The organism is uncultured Mucilaginibacter sp. (assembly GCF_937859865.1).
Taxonomy (GTDB): Bacteria; Bacteroidota; Bacteroidia; order Sphingobacteriales; family Sphingobacteriaceae; genus Mucilaginibacter_A.
Genome location: NZ_CALMAT010000048.1, coordinates 42,972 through 60,492, shown reverse-complemented (window position 1 = coordinate 60,492; position 17,521 = coordinate 42,972). Strand labels below are relative to the sequence as shown.

Annotated in this window: 18 protein-coding genes and 1 pseudogene; 7 read left to right on the top strand and 12 right to left on the bottom strand. The window is 41.9% G+C overall.

Features of this window, described 5'->3' with window-relative positions:
• Positions 1 to 154 precede the first annotated feature (154 nt).
• Positions 155 to 1,306, top strand: a pseudogene (locus Q0192_RS05805) (XdhC family protein).
• Positions 1,303 to 1,950 (top strand): nucleotidyltransferase family protein, encoded by a 648-nt coding sequence (locus Q0192_RS05800; protein WP_299287481.1) that lies wholly within the window; start codon positions 1,303 to 1,305, stop codon positions 1,948 to 1,950. Before Q0192_RS05805 ends, Q0192_RS05800 begins: the two are co-directional and overlap by 4 nt.
• Positions 1,951 to 1,957: 7 nt before the next feature.
• On the opposite strand, the gene Q0192_RS05795 is transcribed toward Q0192_RS05800, so the two are convergent.
• The 6 genes from Q0192_RS05795 to Q0192_RS05770 form a co-directional block, all read right to left on the bottom strand.
• The gene (locus tag Q0192_RS05795; protein WP_299287478.1) at positions 1,958 to 2,365 is read right to left on the bottom strand and encodes a hypothetical protein; all 408 of its coding nucleotides are present in this window, start codon (positions 2,363 to 2,365) and stop codon (positions 1,958 to 1,960) included.
• 52 nt (positions 2,366 to 2,417) lie between these two features.
• Positions 2,418 to 4,160 carry an alpha-amylase family protein gene (locus tag Q0192_RS05790; protein WP_299287472.1) on the bottom strand — a complete coding sequence of 581 codons (1,743 nt, stop codon included), beginning with the start codon at positions 4,158 to 4,160 and terminating at the stop codon, positions 2,418 to 2,420.
• A gap of 55 nt (positions 4,161 to 4,215) precedes the next feature.
• Positions 4,216 to 6,528, bottom strand: a complete 2,313-nt coding sequence (locus Q0192_RS05785) for a family 65 glycosyl hydrolase domain-containing protein (protein WP_299287470.1) — start codon at positions 6,526 to 6,528, stop codon at positions 4,216 to 4,218.
• A 7-nt stretch (positions 6,529 to 6,535) separates the two neighbouring features.
• A complete protein-coding gene (gene pgmB / locus Q0192_RS05780) occupies positions 6,536 to 7,183 on the bottom strand; it encodes a beta-phosphoglucomutase (protein ID WP_299287468.1) in 648 nt (215 codons plus the stop codon).
• A gap of 104 nt (positions 7,184 to 7,287) precedes the next feature.
• Complete coding sequence (locus tag Q0192_RS05775) at positions 7,288 to 7,608, bottom strand: phosphoribosylpyrophosphate synthetase (protein ID WP_299287466.1); 321 nt, start codon at positions 7,606 to 7,608, stop codon at positions 7,288 to 7,290.
• A gap of 39 nt (positions 7,609 to 7,647) precedes the next feature.
• Positions 7,648 to 8,280, bottom strand: a complete 633-nt coding sequence (locus Q0192_RS05770; RefSeq protein WP_299287464.1) for a hypothetical protein — start codon at positions 8,278 to 8,280, stop codon at positions 7,648 to 7,650.
• 250 nt (positions 8,281 to 8,530) lie between these two features.
• Here Q0192_RS05770 and Q0192_RS05765 point away from each other — a divergent pair, with 250 nt between their 5' ends.
• A complete protein-coding gene (locus tag Q0192_RS05765; RefSeq protein ID WP_299287461.1) occupies positions 8,531 to 9,832 on the top strand; it encodes an NAD(P)/FAD-dependent oxidoreductase in 1,302 nt (433 codons plus the stop codon).
• A 145-nt stretch (positions 9,833 to 9,977) separates the two neighbouring features.
• On the opposite strand, the gene Q0192_RS05760 is transcribed toward Q0192_RS05765, so the two are convergent.
• Positions 9,978 to 10,418 carry a thioesterase family protein gene (locus Q0192_RS05760; protein WP_299287458.1) on the bottom strand — a complete coding sequence of 147 codons (441 nt, stop codon included), beginning with the start codon at positions 10,416 to 10,418 and terminating at the stop codon, positions 9,978 to 9,980.
• 136 nt (positions 10,419 to 10,554) lie between these two features.
• On the opposite strand from Q0192_RS05760, the gene Q0192_RS05755 reads away from it, so the two are divergent.
• Together Q0192_RS05755 and Q0192_RS05750 are read left to right on the top strand one after the other, a co-directional pair.
• Complete coding sequence (locus Q0192_RS05755) at positions 10,555 to 10,992, top strand: Hsp20/alpha crystallin family protein (RefSeq protein ID WP_299287456.1); 438 nt, start codon at positions 10,555 to 10,557, stop codon at positions 10,990 to 10,992.
• 363 nt (positions 10,993 to 11,355) lie between these two features.
• Complete coding sequence (locus Q0192_RS05750) at positions 11,356 to 11,799, top strand: hypothetical protein (RefSeq protein ID WP_299287453.1); 444 nt, start codon at positions 11,356 to 11,358, stop codon at positions 11,797 to 11,799.
• A gap of 86 nt (positions 11,800 to 11,885) precedes the next feature.
• Here Q0192_RS05750 and Q0192_RS05745 read toward each other — a convergent pair whose 3' ends face one another.
• From Q0192_RS05745 to Q0192_RS05730, 4 genes are all read right to left on the bottom strand, one after another.
• Positions 11,886 to 12,647 (bottom strand): glycosyltransferase, encoded by a 762-nt coding sequence (locus Q0192_RS05745; RefSeq protein ID WP_299287450.1) that lies wholly within the window; start codon positions 12,645 to 12,647, stop codon positions 11,886 to 11,888.
• A gap of 258 nt (positions 12,648 to 12,905) precedes the next feature.
• Positions 12,906 to 13,499, bottom strand: a complete 594-nt coding sequence (locus tag Q0192_RS05740; protein WP_299287447.1) for a hypothetical protein — start codon at positions 13,497 to 13,499, stop codon at positions 12,906 to 12,908.
• Positions 13,486 to 13,983 carry an RNA polymerase sigma factor gene (locus Q0192_RS05735; RefSeq protein ID WP_299287444.1) on the bottom strand — a complete coding sequence of 166 codons (498 nt, stop codon included), beginning with the start codon at positions 13,981 to 13,983 and terminating at the stop codon, positions 13,486 to 13,488. Before Q0192_RS05735 ends, Q0192_RS05740 begins: the two co-directional genes overlap by 14 nt.
• A gap of 46 nt (positions 13,984 to 14,029) precedes the next feature.
• Positions 14,030 to 14,554: a hypothetical protein gene (locus Q0192_RS05730; RefSeq protein ID WP_299287441.1), complete on the bottom strand. Its 525-nt coding sequence runs from the start codon at positions 14,552 to 14,554 to the stop codon at positions 14,030 to 14,032.
• A 62-nt stretch (positions 14,555 to 14,616) separates the two neighbouring features.
• On the opposite strand from Q0192_RS05730, the gene Q0192_RS05725 reads away from it, so the two are divergent.
• Positions 14,617 to 15,990 (top strand): dicarboxylate/amino acid:cation symporter, encoded by a 1,374-nt coding sequence (locus Q0192_RS05725; protein ID WP_299287438.1) that lies wholly within the window; start codon positions 14,617 to 14,619, stop codon positions 15,988 to 15,990.
• A gap of 72 nt (positions 15,991 to 16,062) precedes the next feature.
• Here Q0192_RS05725 and Q0192_RS05720 read toward each other — a convergent pair whose 3' ends face one another.
• Positions 16,063 to 16,797 (bottom strand): DUF4114 domain-containing protein, encoded by a 735-nt coding sequence (locus Q0192_RS05720; RefSeq protein ID WP_299287435.1) that lies wholly within the window; start codon positions 16,795 to 16,797, stop codon positions 16,063 to 16,065.
• Between the two features lie 249 nt (positions 16,798 to 17,046).
• On the opposite strand from Q0192_RS05720, the gene Q0192_RS05715 reads away from it, so the two are divergent.
• A partial coding sequence (locus Q0192_RS05715) for a hypothetical protein (RefSeq protein WP_299287432.1) occupies positions 17,047 to 17,521 on the top strand: 475 nt, incomplete at its 3' end.

The window sequence follows — 17,521 nt, the reverse complement described above, 5'->3', positions numbered from 1 at the left end:
GCCATCAACAATGCCATTTATCATGCTACAGGGAAACGGGTACGCGAACTGCCGGTAACACCAGACAAACTTTTATAAGGTAAAAGAAGCATCTCTGCGTTTGGTTTTCCTGCCGGAAATGCTTCTTTTACCACCTTAAATTCATAAAAAAACCATGTCCGAACTGCAACGCTTGTTAACCGCTTATGATCGTCAACGCGAAACCGGAAACCCTTGTGCCTTGGCTACCGTTACCGAAGTAGAAGGCTCGTCTTACCGAAGGCCGGGCGCACGGATGCTGGTAACCGATGACGGCCATTTAACCGGAAGCATCAGTGGTGGTTGTTTGGAAGGTGATGCTCTGCGAAGGGCGCGACGCGTGATGCTGACCGGAAAAAGCGAAACGATCATCTACGACAGCACTGATATTGAAGAAGATTTGCAGCACGGCGCACAGTTGGGCTGCGAAGGAACAATTCATATTCTGCTGGAATCTATTGATTATGCTGACCCAAATAACCCAATTGAGTTGTTGCGGAAAACTTCTCGCCAGGACCAGCAAGTAGTTTTAATCACCATTTTAGATGCTAAAAACAGCATTAGTAATTTGTGCGGTAAACGTGTTTTGCTTACTGATTTCAATCAACAAAAATTAAATTTAACCGGAAACGAAACAACAGACCAGTTTATTTTAAAAGATGCGCTGGAAGTTTTTCAATCTGGCCAGTCTTTAACAAAAGATTATTTGGCAGGCGAAGAAAACCTCCGCTTGTTTCTCGAAGTAATTTTGCCTGTGCCGCAATTAACCGTTTTTGGAGCCGGAAACGATGCGCAGCCTTTGGTTAAATTGGCAACAGGTCTCGGTTGGCGCATTCATATTATTGATGGGCGAACACCGCAGGCAACCGTACAGCGTTTTCCGGAAGCAGAAACGGTAGAAGTTGTCAAGTTAACTGATTTGCAAAAGCATAGATTTTTGCCGGGTTACGAGGTTTTGATAAGCCTCAATTAGCATTATGATTTTGCAGTGCTGCAACAACTGGTTTCTTTTGGCCCGGTAACTTATATCGGTATTTTAGGGCCGCGTAAAAAAACAGACCGCTTGCTGGACGATCTTCAAAAAGCAGGGAGTAATTTAAGCGAAGCAGAAAGCGAACGTTTGCATGGCCCGGTTGGCTTAAACATTGGTGCAGAAACTGCCGAAGAAATTGCGGTTGCCATCATGGCCGAACTGTTGGCCGTAAAACATCAAAGCAAAGCAGGTTTCCTACGTGATTTGAACGGCCCGATCCACAACCGTAAATCTATTGCCGCTTCTACACTTTGAACACTTCGGCAACCCCAAAACCTGATCCTGAAATTGCAGTTATTGTCCTTGCTGCCGGTTCATCTTCCCGTTTAGGAAAACCAAAGCAACTGCTTCATTATCAAAACGAAACCTTAATAAAACACGCGGTAAAAATAGCATTATCCGTTTCGCCAAAAGCGGTAATTGTGGTAAGCGGGTTTTTGCACGAAGAACTGGTGGACGAAGTAGAAATCGAAGATTTAGTTCAACTCATCCATAACCCGGATTGGCAGCAAGGAATCGGTTCTTCCATCCGTGCCGGCATCAATGCACTCAGCCATCATCCCGGTTTTTTAAAAGTTGATGCTGCTTTGATTTTGCTTTGCGATCAGCCTTTGATCAACACACAGCATTTGCAACGCCTGCTTGCCCAATTTTATACCGATAAAAGAAGCATGGTTGTGGCAACCGGTTATGCGGAAACCCAGGGCGTTCCGGCTATTTTTGACCGTGCCTTGTTTCCTGTCCTGCAAAACCTGCCACCGGAAAAAGGCGCACAATGGTTGTTTAAGGCGCATCAAAACAATGTTGCTGTTATCCCTTTTGAAGGTGCGGCAATTGATGTTGACACGGAAGAAGACTACCGACTTTTGCTTGCTTTAATCATCAAGCCGCAACCCTGATCTAATTTTACCGGATAACGCCGCTACCCGGCAAAGCAGTGGTGTTATCGGCAACAGAAAGCACGCTGTCCACTACAAAATTACTGACGCCGCGCCAAGGCAAGGTGCCGATATATTCCTTGTAATGCAACTGCACCAATTTGCCGCCGGACGTTTCTAACTGGTTTGCAATCCGTTGATCTGTAATCGAAAACATAAACTCGTTGGAGGAAATAGAACCTTGGTTAGCACCGGAACGGATGCCAGTTTGGATCAGCCGGCCTTCATTCGTTTTAAAAATATAGCCTTTTTTAACGATGTAATTTAATTCGCCTGCCTTTACGCCTTCGCCAAAAACAAAGAAATAGCGATAGTAAATAAAACCTGCTATCAAAAGGATCAAAACAATAGAAATAATAGTTACCGGTCGTTTCATAATTCACTGATTTTTTACTGCTAAAAGAAGCATTAATGTTTAAATATTCATCTTAAAAACTCAAAATCACACCGCAAGTCCCTTCAATATTAATCCTAAAGCCTTCTTGCAGGTTTGTTGCTGTAATTTGATTTTGGCTAAGCAAATCTGTAAAAATATAATTTCCCGGCGTGGCGATATCAAACTGGTTCAGCAAATCGTTGGTAAACTTTACTTGCAATTTCACTTCTTCGCGGTTAAAGTTAACAATAATCAGCAGCCGTTCCTGGTTTATATAGCGCAAATACGGATAAACTTTGTTGTTAAAACCGCGTTCCCATTCGTTCAAATAAAGCAAATCGTAAAAAGCTCCATTTCTGATCGCCTCATGTTCTGCGGTGATTTTTAACAAGTTACTGTAAAAAGTACGTAGGGCTTTTTGTCCTTTGGAGAGTTTTGCGCCGTCCATTTTCCCGCCGTTCAGCCATTTCAAATGTTCGGGCATACTGCAATAATCAAAAATAGAAGTGCGGCCATCGCTGGAAGAAAAACCAGTTGTGCCTTCAGCCGGTTCGCCCACTTCCTGTCCATTGTAAACCATCACCGGCCCTTGCGATAGGGTTGCCGAAACAATCATCGCCGGTAACGCTGTCCATGGATTTCCTGCAAAATGGCCGGAAGTAATCCGTACTTCGTCATGGTTTTCCAAAAAACGCAGCATGTGTTCGGTAAAACCGTTGTGCTGATGCTGCCATTGGTCGCGTATTTCGTACACGTTGGCTTCGTACTCGTTCCGCATTAGTTTTTTCAGCGTATCGTACAAACCAACTTTATCGTACAAATAATCAAATTTCCCGTCAAAAATGTACCGGCCGTAATCCTGCGGGTTGTAAGCTTCAGCAATAAAAATAAGGTTTGGATATGCTTCTTTTACCTGTGTAATTGCCCAGTTCCAAAATGCTACCGGCACCATTTCCACCATATCACAACGGAAACCATCCACGCCTTTTGCCGCCCAAAACAACAAAATGTCGCGCAGTTTAAACCACAAAGGCGGGATTGGGTCGAAGTAAGTTTGCCTTCCGTTTACATAATCTACGCCATAATTTAGTTTGATGGTTTCGTACCAATCGTTGATGGAAGGTGCTTCGTAAAACACATCGTTGCCTGTTGCCTTTGCCGGAAACTCGTTGAACGTGCCATCTTTCAGCACGTTTTTAAATTCTGTTCCGCCCGGGTTTGCATCTCCCGGAACCCAAAACTTTTTGCCCGGCAAATAATAAAAATCGTTTTGCGGACTAAAAGCTTTTGTGTTGTCGTCCTGTTCGCCAATATCAATTACGCCTTCCGGTTTTGCATCAGATTGATAGGTGCGCGCAACATGGTTCGGGATAAAATCAATAATGGCTTTTAACCCGTTTTGATGCGTCCGTTCCAGCAGCGCCTCAAATTCCTGCATCCGGTTTTTCACGTCAACCGCCAAATCGGGGTCAACATCGTAATAATCTTTGATGGCATATGGCGAACCCGCACGCCCTTTTACAACATCCGGGTCGTCTAATTTTATGGCATAATAAGAATAATCGGTCATGGTTGCATGTTCAATCACACCCGTAAACCAAACATGCGAAAAACTCATTTTCCGGATTTCTTCAAGCGCGAGGTCATTGATGTCGTTGAATTTGCCGCAGCCGTTTTCTTCAATCGAACCATAATATTTATTGGTTGGGTTTTGATTGCCAAAAAGGCGGACCAACAACTGATAGATCAGCAATTTGTGGCCGTTTTGCTGCGGGTTTTGGATTGATGCGTCCATGTTATAAGTAGTAAACCATACTGTTTTTAGGGCGATAAAAACAGTATGCGGTGAATCAGGATTTATTGACAATAACCTGCTGCATAGCAGAAATGTTCTGTTCCTGATCGTAAACTTGAACTTTTACTTCCCGGTTAGATTTATTGCTGATTTCTACACGATCTGCATAAACTTGGATGTTTAATAAAACCTGTCTGAAGTTGATCTGGAACGAAAAGCTTGTCCATTTTTCGGGCAGAAATGGGTTGAAGTGCAAGGTTCCGTTTTTTACACGCATCCCGCCAAATCCTTCTACCACGGCCATCCAGGTTCCGGCCATCGAAGTAATGTGGCAGCCATCGCAGGTATCGTTGTTGTAATTGTCCAGGTCCAGGCGGGAAGTTCGGAGATAAAACTCGTAAGCCCGTTGCTGGTCGCCTAATTTTGCCGCTAAAATCGCATGGACACAAGGCGAAAGCGACGATTCATGCACCGTTCGCGCTTCGTAAAAATTAAAGTTCCGGCGGATGGTTTCCAAATCATACCGATCCTGAAAGAAATAAATGCCTTGCAAAACATCAGCTTGTTTGATAAAGCAGGAGCGGAGGATGCGGTCCCAGCTCCATTTCTGGTTGAGCGGGCGTTCGCTTTCGGGCAAATCTTTTACCAAAATTTGTTCTTTGTCCAAGTAATTGTCCTGTTGCATAAAAACCTGGTTCACTTCATCAAAAGGGAAATAAAGCTGACCGGCAATTTTATCAAACAGCGATGCTTCTTTTACCGCATCAAAATTGGTCTTGGTAAAAATTTCCGCCAGCCTTTCCGGGTTTTGTTTTTGAACGATTTCTATCGCTTCCAACACATATTTTAAACACCAGGCCGCAATGGTATTGGTGTACCAGTTGTTGTTGATGTTGTTTTCGTACTCGTTCGGGCCGGTTACGCCAAGCATCACATATTGCTGCCTAACCTCCGACCAATTTACGCGTTGCGCCCAAAATCGTGCAATGCCAATTAAAACTTCTAAACCATTTGAAGCGAGATAAGCCGCATCGCCGGTATAATTTATGTAGTTAAAAATTGCATAAGCAATCGCGCCGTTGCGGTGGATTTCCTCAAACGTAATTTCCCATTCGTTGTGGCATTCCTCGCCGTTCATCGTAACCATTGGGTAAAGCGCGGCGCCATTTTTAAAACCTAATTTCTCGGCGTTTTCTATCGCTTTTTGCAACTGGTCGTAGCGGTAAACCAACAAGTTGCGCGCCACTTCCTGCCCGGCAGTTGCCAGGTAAAAAGGAATACAATACGCTTCTGTGTCCCAATACGTTGAGCCACCGTACTTTTCTCCGGTAAAACCTTTTGGACCGATATTTAAGCGTGCATCTTTGCCGGTATAGGTTTGTTCCAATTGAAGAATATTAAAGCGGATGGCTTGTTGTGCGGCTACGTCGCCTTCAATTTTAATATCGTTCATTTCCCATTTTTCGGCCCAGACTTCGGCTTGTTCTTGCAGCATTCGGCCGAAACCTTTTTCGCTGATTCGTTTTAAAGTTTCAGCAGTGCGTGTTTGTAGTTCTCCTTCGGGATGATTGAACGACGATAAGTTGGCCGCGTATTTATAAAGCGTTATCGTTTGTGCTTCTTTTACCGGTGTTTTTATTTCGAGGCCAGTAAATTTTTCGCGTTCTATTTGTGTTGGTTGGAGTTGAACAGGCTGATCATCCAACGAAACCGTAATCTGCATTCCGGTACAAACCACAAAACCAGTTTTTTTGGTGCGCATTTCTACAAAGCTTCCGTTTTCGTAAAAACCTTTTGCGGTTTCGTCCCAAAACTTTTCTTCGTAGTTGGAATCCTGGTTGCTTACATCGCCATTGATAAAAGGCGTCAAAGTAATTTCGCCCGAAAAATTAACAGGCGTTAAAGCGTAACGGACGGCACCGCATTCATCATCAACCAAACTGCAAAAACGTGTTGCCTGCACTTTTACAATTTTGCCCGATGCTGTTTTTGCTTCAAATTTCCGTTCCAGATAACCTTGCTGCATGTTCAGTTCCCGCCGGAAAGAAGATACTTCACATTTGGCTAAATCCAAAACTTCGCCGTCAATTTTGATTTCAATTCCGGCCCATTCCGCAGCGTTTAAAACTTTGGCAAAGTATTCGGGGTAGCCGTTTTTCCACCAGCCAACGCGGGTTTTATCAGGATAATAAACACCGGCAACATAGTTTCCCGGCAAAGTTTTGCCGGTATAAGTTTCTTCAAAGTTGGCGCGCTGGCCCATCCGGCCGTTGCCCAAACTGAAAATGCTTTCCGAGATTTCGTGATTCTCGGCATCAAAGTTTTGTTCAATAATTTTCCACTCGTGTAACTGTAAATATTGCTTCATGCTTCTTTTATACGGCTTTTAATTTTTCGAGGTTCATTTCGCTTAAACCGGAAACAACCAGGTTTGCTTTGCTTAAAATTTCTGGCGAACCGATACCGACAACTTTCATTCCGCCGGCCAAAGCTGCTTCTACGCCGGCAATGGCATCTTCAAAAACCACACAAAATTTCGGGTCAACTTGCACGGCTTCGGCGCCTTTTAAAAAAACTTCGGGGTCTGGTTTTGCTTTGGAAACGTGGTTGCCATCAATAACGGCGTCAAAAAAAGAAGTCAATCCGGTTTTATCCAAAATAATCCCGGCGTTTTTACTGGCCGAGCCCAATGCTGTTTTTATGCCTGCATTTTTTACCAGTTGCAAAAATTCTTTGGCGCCCGGCAAAACTTCGTCAGGCTTCATTTTGCTGATCATTTCGGTGTACCATTCGTTTTTGCGGCTGGCCAATTCGTGTTGTTCAGCTTCGGTTTTGGTTACGTTTCCGATTTCCAGAATGATTTCTAAAGACCGCACCCGGCTTACACCTTTCAGCCTTTCATTGTCGTGCAAAGTAAAGTTAATGCCCAGCTCATCGGCTAAACGTTTCCAGGATTTAAAATGATAAATGGCTGTATCTACAATTACGCCGTCGAGGTCAAAAATACAAGCTTTTACGTCCATGCTTTTTTTACAGGATAAAAATGGATAAAATTTTCATAAAAAACCGGATGGCGCGCTTATTAGCACAACACCCGGAAAATTATTTTCAAGGCCGAAATAAAAATTTATAAGTTTTTGTTTACCTGATAGTGGTTCAATTTAGCTTCGATAGCGGCGTTCTGGTTGCCCGAATAGGTTCCGTAAGCACTTACCAGCGTTCCTTTAATGTTATATTTTTCAGAAGAAATGCCATACAAAATAGACATATCGGATGGGTTGGTCATCCCTTCAAAACGGTGAAATTCATCAATTTCAAATTCATCCGCTGTCATATCTATATGCTTTTCCCGGCATTGCATCCGGTCTTGGTCAACGTTAAAATCTTCCGTATAACCACGTGAGATCAAATCGTTTAAGGCATCTAATAATGTTTCGTAATTTTTCATGTTATTATCGGTTTAGGTACAAAGTTATGGCTAAAAGGGTTACAACAAAGCGTCGTTGTCGCGGATCTCGTTTCGGGCCGATTTAAAATTAAGGTCAATTTCTTTGTCAATGGCATCTTTTAAATGGCTTTCTTTATTCTTGATATAAGTTGCATTGGCATCATGGTTTTTGGTAATCAAATCCAAAACGCGGTCTTTTTCGTGCTTGATTGCTTCTGCCGATTCTTTGACTGGGTACAAAGAATAAACGGTAAGCGCAAAGTAATTGCCATGGTCTGCCAGGTAAACTTCTTCTTTCGGATGGACTGTTGTATATTTTAAAGATTCGATGTTGCCGGAATAAGGAACCGTGTAAAGGGCATAATAAAGCGTTACAAAATCGCTGGTAAGGTTGCTGGTGAGGTTTGGCCCCAAGATATCGGCAGCCACGCTTTTCTCGAAACTAAACTCCTGGTTTTGCACGCTGATGTCCGAAGTTGTGATCTTGAAATCATTAAAATCATATTTACTTGCAAAATCGTCGTAAACATCTTTTTTGATCTTTTTCAGGTCGCCTTCGTCCAAACTGTTCGAAAGCCTTAACGCTTTGACCATTTCCGGTAGCTTCCGCAGGTTTTCATTGTATGTTTCATCCAAACGGTGTTCAAATAATGCAAATTTTGGTACAGTCATCACTTTAAGGTTTAAACTTCGTGTATAAATTCTTTAACTTATTTTTTAACTTGTTAAACAATATTATGTTTTAGATTGGATTTTTTTATTTATGCTTGGCTTGCATATATTTACAAACATCCAGCGTTTATATAAGTTTACATTTCTGTTACAACTGTGGCAGACAAAAAAACACCGATAAAAGAAGCATCCTGTTTGTTGCCGGAAAAAGAAACGCAATCTCCGGCAACGGCAGCTAAAAAAACAAAATATGCATTTAAACGAATTTACAAAACATCCGAGGATCGTGATTATTGGCGGCGGTTTTGGCGGAATACAATTGGCCAAAACGTTAAAAAATTTAGATGCCGAAATATTGTTGATAGACAGGCATAATTACCACACGTTCCAGCCCTTGCTTTATCAGGTTGCAACCGGAAGTTTGCAGGCAGAATCTGTTTGTTTTCCGTTGCGGAAAATCTTTCACCGCCAAAAAAACCTGACTGTTATTTATGCCAACGTAAAAGGCGTTGATGCGGCCAATAACACGATCAGCACCAGTGATGGCGATGTTTGTTACGATTATTTGGTGCTTGCAACCGGCTCTAACACCAATTTTTTTGGAAACGAGCAGATGGAGCATTATACCATGCCGATGAAAAACGTAACCGAAGCGCTAAACCTGCGAAGCCAAATGCTGCAAAACCTGGAAGCTGCTTTTTTAGAACAAGACCCGGAAAAAAAACAGGCTATGTTAAATTTTGTGATTGTAGGCGGCGGGCCAACTGGCGTAGAACTTTCCGGTGCCATTGCCGAGTTTAGGAACCATATTTTGGAAATGGATTACCCGATCCATCAAAAAGAAATGATGCGGGTTGTTTTGATTGAAGGGAAAAAAGAACTGCTGGCCGCGATGTCCGAACAGGCTTCGGTAGAAGCAAAAACCAACCTGACCAAAATGGGCGTGGAGATCAGCAACGATGTACACGTTAAAAGTTATGATGGAAATTTGTTGACCATTGACAACGGCCAAACGATCTATACCAAAAACGTAATCTGGGCTGCCGGTGTAATGGGCGAGTTGCCGGGTGGCTTTTCTCCGAAGGTTTTGACAAGGGGGAACCGTTTGCAGGTTGACGAGTTTAACCGTGTTGCCGGTTTGAACAATGTTTTTGCCATTGGCGATGCTGCTGCACAAATTACTTCACAATATCCGCAAGGTCTTCCTGGTGTGGCACCGGTTGCCATGCAGCACGGAGAGCGATTGGGCAAAAACTTGATAAGCCTGCTAAAAGGGGAAGAAATGAAACCGTTTGTTTATAAAGATAAAGGCGCATTGGCCACCATCGGCAGGAACAAAGCCGTGGCCGATTTGGGCAAGCTGCACCTGCACGGCTTTATTGCCTGGCTGATCTGGATTTTTGTGCACTTAATGTCCCTGGTCGGGTTTACAAACCGGCTCATCGTGTTTTTAAGTTGGGCAACTACCTATTTTACTTATAATGGCGGAAATAGGCTGATCATCAGGCGCTTCAATGCCAAGGAAATGAAAGTTGAAACGGATGCCGATTAAGGCCAGATGCTTCTTTTATCGGTATAAATTTGGTCTCGGGATAAGTTTTTCAGGCCAATTTTATAGGCATAAAAACAGTATCAATATTTAAAAGGTTTGTGCAGGAGTTTTCTTCTTCTGCACAAATCCCTCAACAAAAATAAAATCAGGAACGTGGTTTAAAGCCTTCAAATTCCATCATCTTCCGGGTTTCGTTTTCAGGGATGGAAACGGACCTGTAAGTTTTATAATCATAATGGATGCACACGGTTTGGCCGGTTGTGCAAACCTGTTCTTCGCCCGTTTCTGTCATTTTCACAATCACATAATCCACATCAAAACTGCTGTTGCCAATCCTTGAAGTGCGGACGTAACAAAAAATCTGGTCGCCTAATTTTAAAGGTTTCAGGTAACTGATTTCTGATTTCCCCAAAATCAGGTTCGTGTCGTCCCAGTTCCATTGGATGATTTCTTTAAAGTAATCCGTCCGGGCAATCTCAAAAAAAGTTAAGTAAACGGCATTGTTTACATGGCCAAAAGCATCCAGGTCAGAAAAACGGATGTTGATCGGGGTTTTAAATTTGTAATTAGCAGTAATTTCGCGCATTTTCAGTCAGTTTGTCTTTTAAAAAATAACATTAACGCCATTCTGTCATTAAACAGCCTTTGTTTTGCTAATGGTATTGTGTTTGAATAATGGTTTTTCAGAAGTTAAATAAACAAAAAATAAAACCTATAAAAAAATGACACTCGTAAAATTTAACCCTGCAAAAAATGCATCATCTGTTAACCCATGGTTTACTGATGTTTTTGAATCTGTTTTTAACGATTCTTTGATGACCGATCGTTTGGTGAGCCGTGTTCCGGCCGTAAACATTGCTGAAACAGAAGCTGATTTCCAAATTGAATTGGCCGTACCGGGCATGCAAAAAGAAGATTTTAAAATTGCGGTTGATAAAAATGTTTTGACCATCAACGCAGAGAAAAAAAGCGAACAAACAGAAGGCAAAAAATATAGTAAACGCGAGTACAACTATACTTCTTTTGTACGGTCGTTTACTTTGCCTGATACCATTGACCACAGCAAAATTGAAGCAGCTTATACCGATGGTATTTTAAAACTGACAATTGCCAAAAAAGAAGAAGCAAAAGTACAGTCAAGAGAAATCGCTGTAAAATAACCATAGCATTATAGTTTTTTAGTTGGTTTATAGTTTAGTTTGATGAAAGGGTTTGCGGCCATGCTGCAAGCCCTTTTTTGTTTTAACAATATTTAAAATGAAATTACTTTTGAAGTACGTGTTCTATTCGATATAAGAAAAAATGCAATGCTTCTTTTATCGCATAAAAATTAGTACCTGTACCAGCCTAAACAAATCACATCCCTTTGTTTGCCGGTTTTTTATGCGATAAAAGAAGCATTAAAACTTTATTAAATAAATTTTAACAGGTTTTAGCTGTTGAAAAATAATTGTAGTTTGGATTAATAAAATTAAACATTAAAAAAATATTGATGTTTATGTAAAAAACCAACTTCAATAGAAATGAAAAAAACAAAATTAGTTATGCTTGCGCTTGCTGCATCGTTCAGCTTGGCGGCTTGCAATTCAAAATCAAACACTGGAGGCTCTGATACAGGTTCCGGTGCGTCATCTACCTCGTCAACCGATACCAGCAGTACTTCTTCTACCACGTCTGGCGGTGCCGGTACAGGTGCAGGTTCTGGTACAGGTTCAACCAATGGCGGCTCAGGAGCTGGTGGCTCTACCACAACCGGAACTGGGGCAGGTGCTGGCTCAACCTCAACCGGCTCTTCAAACAGTTCAGGCGGAACAGGGACTTCAGGAACAGGTACAGGATCAGGAACTGGTTCTGGTACAAGCGGTTCTGGGTCTGGTACAAGCGGTTCAGGTTCTGGTAGTTCAGGCGGTGGCTCAGGATCAGGCGGTGGTTCAGGATCAGGCGGTGGCTCTGGCAGTGGCAGCTAAGTCGCAAAACCTTGTTAAAGAAATGTTTAGTGAAAATCGGGCCTGGCAACAGGCCCTTTTTTTATGGCCGAAAACCAGCGTAAAGCTTAAAAAAGCAAGTCGAAATTGTATTTTAACTGCCGGTACAAATCCCTAACTAAAACAACAAAGATGTTTCTGCTTTGTGTCCAGTTGCTCCGGCTCATGGTGCTTGGTTCTGCTGCCGAATTTATTTGCTTGAACAAAGCTTTGTATTGATCATAAAACAAACCTTTCCCTTTGTTTTTGATAAAGGCTACGCACATTTTGTATTCGGTTTTGTCGCCTTTCAAACCTTCGGCATAACGCCCAAACTTCTCTAAAAACGTACTGCGCCGCAAATGTGGATGGTCGCTGTAGTAATATATTTTTTTATAATTGGTAAACCAGGGCTTGATCAGCATTTGCGAATAACCTTTTTTGTAAGGTTTTAAATACGGATACCTGAGGTAAGCGTAAAAGCGCACCAAATCCAATCCTGCGTTTTCTTCCATCATTTCTAAAGCGTCCGAAAAATGACCGCTAAAAGAAGCATCCGGCTCAAAATCTTCCTGAACGTATAAGGTGTAAGGCTTTGTTATGGCATCCTGGCCTTTGTTGATGTTGTTGCCCAAGCCTTTGTTTTGCGCCGTAGTAATCAATTTAAAATCAAAACGCTTCTGCAGTTTTTTTAACGCATCCAAATGTGCCTGCATACTGCCGTCATCAGAAATCACAATTTCACCAAAAAAACAATTTTGATTGTGGAAAGTATTGAGCAAATTTTCTAAAGACTGGCTTCTGTTATAATGCGTAACCAACAAAGAAACCTGGCGGAAATGAAAGGCCATATATTAATTTTTATGCGATAAAAGAAGCATTCCAAGTTTTGATACAATTACCGCCATCTTAAAAAGACCCGGCTTTAACCAAAAAAGGCAAACCAGGATTTTTTACGTGTAAAAGCAGTTTAAGTTTAGATTACAGGTTTAAAAATTTTTGGTTTTTAGTTTGAACTTAAAGAACACGCAAATCAAATCAAACTAAAATTGATGTTGATGAAAAAACAGGGGTAAAAGAAGCATTGCAAGTTTTAACAGCAATTGCCGCTAATCTTTAAACTGCAGTTTCAAACGCTCCAAACGGTTGATAACCTGGCCGATTTTTTCCTGCTCAGTTTTAATGATTTTTTTGCGGAGGTAAAACGTTACAAACGCCATCCAGCCGATAAATGCAAAATAGGCCAATATTTCGACCAGCAGCGGCACCGATCGAAGTATTTCGATCAAAAACAAGCCAAGGCCAATGCTCAACAAAACAGAATAAACATACAGCATTTTTCCGTTCATGCGGTTGCGGCCTTTTTGGTATTCTTTCAGTTTTTGCAGGTAAATGTTTACTTCAACTGTCGGGTCGTGCGAAGCAATCAACCGGTAATCCCGGTACATCAATACGGCGTAAATTAAAATAGTGCCCATCGTGATAAAAATACCCGCATAAGTAAGCCAGGAATTGAACAGGAAAAACAGGAACAGCACGATCATGAAAACGAAAGTTGCCGCCATCATCAGGATGGAAACCAGGAGTTTTTGCTGGAGCGACTGCGTACCTTTTTTTACTTGTTTTAATAAAACGTCTGCCGTTATCTGCTCTTTTTGAGGTTGCGTAACCCACATCGAGCTTAGTTCTTCAAAGTTTTTCATAATGGTTGTACAGCTCGGTTAATTTTGATTTGATGCGATGGATTTTTACGCGCAAATTCCCTTCCGAAATGCCTGATATTTCGGCAATCTCCGGGTATGGCACTTCATCCAACACCATCGTAATAATAATTCTTTCAGATTCTTCCAGTTTGGCAATGCATTGGTACAGCAGGTCAACCTCTTCTTTTTTTCCGGACACTTCTTCGGGTTCGTTCTCTGCTATAAACGGTGTCAGTTCGTCTTTAGCCTGTCGTTTTTCCGATCGCAAATAAGTCAGGCAGGTATTTACGGCAATCCGGTAAATCCAGGTCGAGATCATGGACTGGTTGCGAAACTTATCCAGGTTTTGCCAAACTTTGAGAAAAGTTTCCTGCATCAAATCATTTGCGGCCGCACTATCGGCAGTGTAACTGTAGCACAACCGGTAAATGCGTTTGGAGTTGGCCTCAAAAATTTCCCTGAAAGCGCTGTCTTTAGTTTTCACCTGAATTGTGGCTGGTTTAGGTTGAGACCCGGCTTATTACAATATGTTACAGTACAAACTGTTTTTTCTCAAACCAGTAAATTTCCGCTTCGGCTTCCGTCAGCATCGCTTCATACAAAAGCCCGTAATCGTATTGCAGGTCTTCATCCAACTTCAAAATGCCGGCTTTTAACTTCTCCACAAAACGATAAAAAATATTGCGCAAGGGTTTGTACTGCGTATGGTAGTTTACATAGTTGATGTAGTTATGGCAAAAATGCAGCAGCAGTTCGGTGCTAACCATTTCGTTGGCAGCATAACGCATCTGGTTGTTCATTTGCGTGGCAATTTTTCGTACTGTTTTTACCACCAAAAAATTGGTGCCGCTTATTTTTTTAAACTGTAGATCCATTTCTTCCTTGTATTCTTGGATAAACAAATCGTGGTCATCAGCCCGGAACAATAAATAGGTAAGCAGTTCTTTGTTCTCTTTTTTGAAACGCGCTAAACGTAAACAAAGCGCCAGTAATTCGTTGCTGTTTAATTGCTGCAATTCTTTTTTTAGATCAGAAGAACGGTAAACGGTAGCCATGTCAGGAAATATTTCAACAAAATAGTAATTTATTGTAGTTTTAGCATTTACGTATTTTCTGAATGGCAAAAAGCAAACTTACTTTATACATCTTTTTAGCGCTAATCGGCGGGATTTTGGCCGGTTATCTTTATAATGTTAAAACGATCAGCCCTTACAATAATAAAATTTACCAGGCTGAAACACAAGTCAAAGCAATCCAGCTCCAAATGCTGGCTATAAAAGATACCAGTTCTGCCGCTTATCAAACTTTAAAAACGCAAAAAGCGGCACAAAACAGTATCCGAAAAGAGAACGACATCATTCGCGAAAGCAAGCTGGAATATTTTACGATGCTGAGCGATATTTTTTTACGGCTCATAAAAATGATTGTGGCGCCGCTTGTTTTTACAACATTGGTGGTTGGCGTGGCCAAAGTTGGCGATATCAAAGCGGTTGGAAGGATTGGCGGGAAAACAATGCTTTGGTTTCTCTCGGCCACACTGGTTTCGTTATTGCTGGGGATGGTTTTGGTGAACTTTTTTCAGCCGGGAAAATCCATGCACTTGTCTTTGCCCGATGAACACTTGCAATCCGGGATCCAAAAAACAGCTTTATCGCTCAAAGATTTCCTGGCACACGTTTTTCCAAGAAGTTTTGTGGAAGCGATGGCCAATAATGAGATTTTGCAGATCGTGGTTTTCTCGCTGTTTTTTGGCGTGGCCACGGCTGCCATTGGCGAAAAAGGAAATATTATTATTAAAGCGATGGATGCAATTGCGCACGTCATCCTCAAAATCACTTCTTATGTAATGTACGTGGCGCCGCTTGCTGTTTTTGGCGCGATGACAGCGATTGTGGCCAAACAAGGTTTAAGCGTGATTGCAACGTATGCTGTTTTTATCAGTGAATTTTATTTCGCTTTAATCGTTTTATGGCTGGTTTTGGTGCTGGCCGGGTTTACCGTTCTTAAAAAGCGCGTGTTCACTTTGGTTAATTATTTAAAGGATGCAATGCTGATCGCTTTTAGCACTTCTACCAGCGAAGCCGCTTACCCACGGACTCTGATCGAGTTGGAACGTTTTGGCTGTAAAGACAAGATCGTAAGTTTTGTACTGCCTTTGGGTTATTCTTTTAACCTGGATGGCTCGATGATGTACATGACGTTTGCCTCGCTTTTTTTGGCGCAATCCTACAATATCCATTTGTCTTTTCAGCAACAATTGTCTATGCTTTTAGTGCTGATGCTGACGAGTAAAGGTGTGGCCGGTGTGCCGCGTGCCTCATTGGTGGTGATTGCCGGAACGATTGCCAGTTTTAACATTCCCGAGGCTGGCCTGGCATTGTTAATTGGTATTGACCCGCTGCTGGATATGGGCCGTTCTGCAACCAATGTTTTGGGCAACGCGATGGCAACAGCCGTAGTGAGCAAATGGGAGGGAGAGCTGGAAGGATAAATTTAAGGGCATAAAAAAAGCATTGCCAAAAACAGCAATGCTTCTTTTATCGTGCAAAAATTGGTTTTGATTTTACTGCGTTATCGTTGCATAAACAACCACGTCGTTAAAATCATTGTCGCATCTTGGGTCTGTTCTATCCAAATCTTCAAACCCAATCAAAACTTTATTCTCTGGTGTGTAATTGATCAACACGGCGTGCTTTTTCAAATTCGGGTCAACCTCCGGGTTTAGCACCGGGTTAGAGCAAAAATGTACAGCATCGTTCACTACGGATTTTGAAGTAGGACTCCAGCCATTTTGCATCAACACAAAACCGATAGAAGTACCGGCCTCAAAAGACCCGATGTTTACTTTATCGCCCGGTTGCAAAGGCGTGTTAAGGCCAACACTTGGGAAAATATAAGTAATGGTTTTTATATCGGCAGCAGAAGCCGGCGGGTTGTTGGTTGGATAGGTATAAAAACCAAGCGCATCGCTGATCCCGGTTCCTTGTGAAACAAAGGTAATGGCCACATTGGATTTTTGTGTGATTTTAATATCCACAGAAGCAGAACTTGAAAGCAGTTCCGGGTGCGAGTTTCGCAAATCGGTATGTTCTGGCAAGGTACTGCTTAGGTAAGACACCAGGTTAGCAGAAACAACATCTTTTGTGGTTAAGTACGATGGCTCTCCTGCCGCATCATAAGTGCCTAAAGTGGTGTAACTGGTAGAGGTAAACTTTACCGGGACAGATGGGGCTACTGTAGTTTTTTTGCAGGCGCCCAGCATCAGTAAAGCAATAAAAAGTGGAGTAAGTTTTTTCATATTTTAAATAATTTACGCAAAGAAATGATGATTTGGGTTATTAAACGAAATGTTACGGATTAAAGTTTTAACAATATGTTGTGCCTTGCTTTGCCCTGCGGCTGTTTAATACAGTTTTACTTCAAAACTAATTTTTATACAACAAAATTATGCCGGTAAAAACAGTATTGCCAAAACCATTATTTTGGATAGTGGATTTTAAAGCCGAATTTTGAAACGGAAATTTTTAATTCTTCACCACCCAAAAACATGTCTGACCGTTCTAAAAAAATATTCCTGGCTTTAAGTATTGCCGTTCCTTTTATGCTGTACTGCGTTTATTATTATGGCATGATGATCAGCAACGCGCCTTTTAAATTTTCGGAGTTTGAGTCGTTGGATTTTAAATACGGCGAAGGCAACAACCTCAACAACCAATACGACTCAAAAACCGGCAGGTACCAATACGTAAACAACCACGATTCTTTGGTGGTAAAAACAGTACGCCTGAACAAAGACGACCTGCTTTACCTGCACCGCAAAGCCGCCGAACTGGGCTTTTGGGATTTTCCGAAGGACATCCTGGGCGATTCGTCAATCAAAACGAACAAAAACGCTTTGCATTATCTCATTGCCTTCCATTACAAGCGCAAAAGCAAACAGGTTTTGTATGATGTGGCGTATGATGAAAACCTGAAACTGCGCGATGCCGCGGCACAAATGGCTAAAGAAATAGAACAGCGTT

Bases quoted from the DNA above. Each gene is read 5' to 3' on its own strand.
- Q0192_RS05795 (WP_299287478.1), bottom strand. From the start codon at position 2,365: ATGAAACGACCGGTAACTATTATTTCTATTGTTTTGATCCTTTTGATA.
- Q0192_RS05790 (WP_299287472.1), bottom strand. From the start codon at position 4,160: ATGGACGCATCAATCCAAAACCCGCAGCAAAACGGCCACAAATTGCTG.
- Q0192_RS05785 (WP_299287470.1), bottom strand. From the start codon at position 6,528: ATGAAGCAATATTTACAGTTACACGAGTGGAAAATTATTGAACAAAAC.
- pgmB (WP_299287468.1), bottom strand. From the start codon at position 7,183: ATGGACGTAAAAGCTTGTATTTTTGACCTCGACGGCGTAATTGTAGAT.
- Q0192_RS05775 (WP_299287466.1), bottom strand. From the start codon at position 7,608: ATGAAAAATTACGAAACATTATTAGATGCCTTAAACGATTTGATCTCA.
- Q0192_RS05770 (WP_299287464.1), bottom strand. From the start codon at position 8,280: ATGACTGTACCAAAATTTGCATTATTTGAACACCGTTTGGATGAAACA.
- Q0192_RS05765 (WP_299287461.1), top strand. From the start codon at position 8,531: ATGCATTTAAACGAATTTACAAAACATCCGAGGATCGTGATTATTGGC.
- Q0192_RS05760 (WP_299287458.1), bottom strand. From the start codon at position 10,418: ATGCGCGAAATTACTGCTAATTACAAATTTAAAACCCCGATCAACATC.
- Q0192_RS05755 (WP_299287456.1), top strand. From the start codon at position 10,555: ATGACACTCGTAAAATTTAACCCTGCAAAAAATGCATCATCTGTTAAC.
- Q0192_RS05750 (WP_299287453.1), top strand. From the start codon at position 11,356: ATGAAAAAAACAAAATTAGTTATGCTTGCGCTTGCTGCATCGTTCAGC.
- Q0192_RS05745 (WP_299287450.1), bottom strand. From the start codon at position 12,647: ATGGCCTTTCATTTCCGCCAGGTTTCTTTGTTGGTTACGCATTATAAC.
- Q0192_RS05740 (WP_299287447.1), bottom strand. From the start codon at position 13,499: ATGAAAAACTTTGAAGAACTAAGCTCGATGTGGGTTACGCAACCTCAA.
- Q0192_RS05730 (WP_299287441.1), bottom strand. From the start codon at position 14,554: ATGGCTACCGTTTACCGTTCTTCTGATCTAAAAAAAGAATTGCAGCAA.
- Q0192_RS05725 (WP_299287438.1), top strand. From the start codon at position 14,617: ATGGCAAAAAGCAAACTTACTTTATACATCTTTTTAGCGCTAATCGGC.
- Q0192_RS05720 (WP_299287435.1), bottom strand. From the start codon at position 16,797: ATGAAAAAACTTACTCCACTTTTTATTGCTTTACTGATGCTGGGCGCC.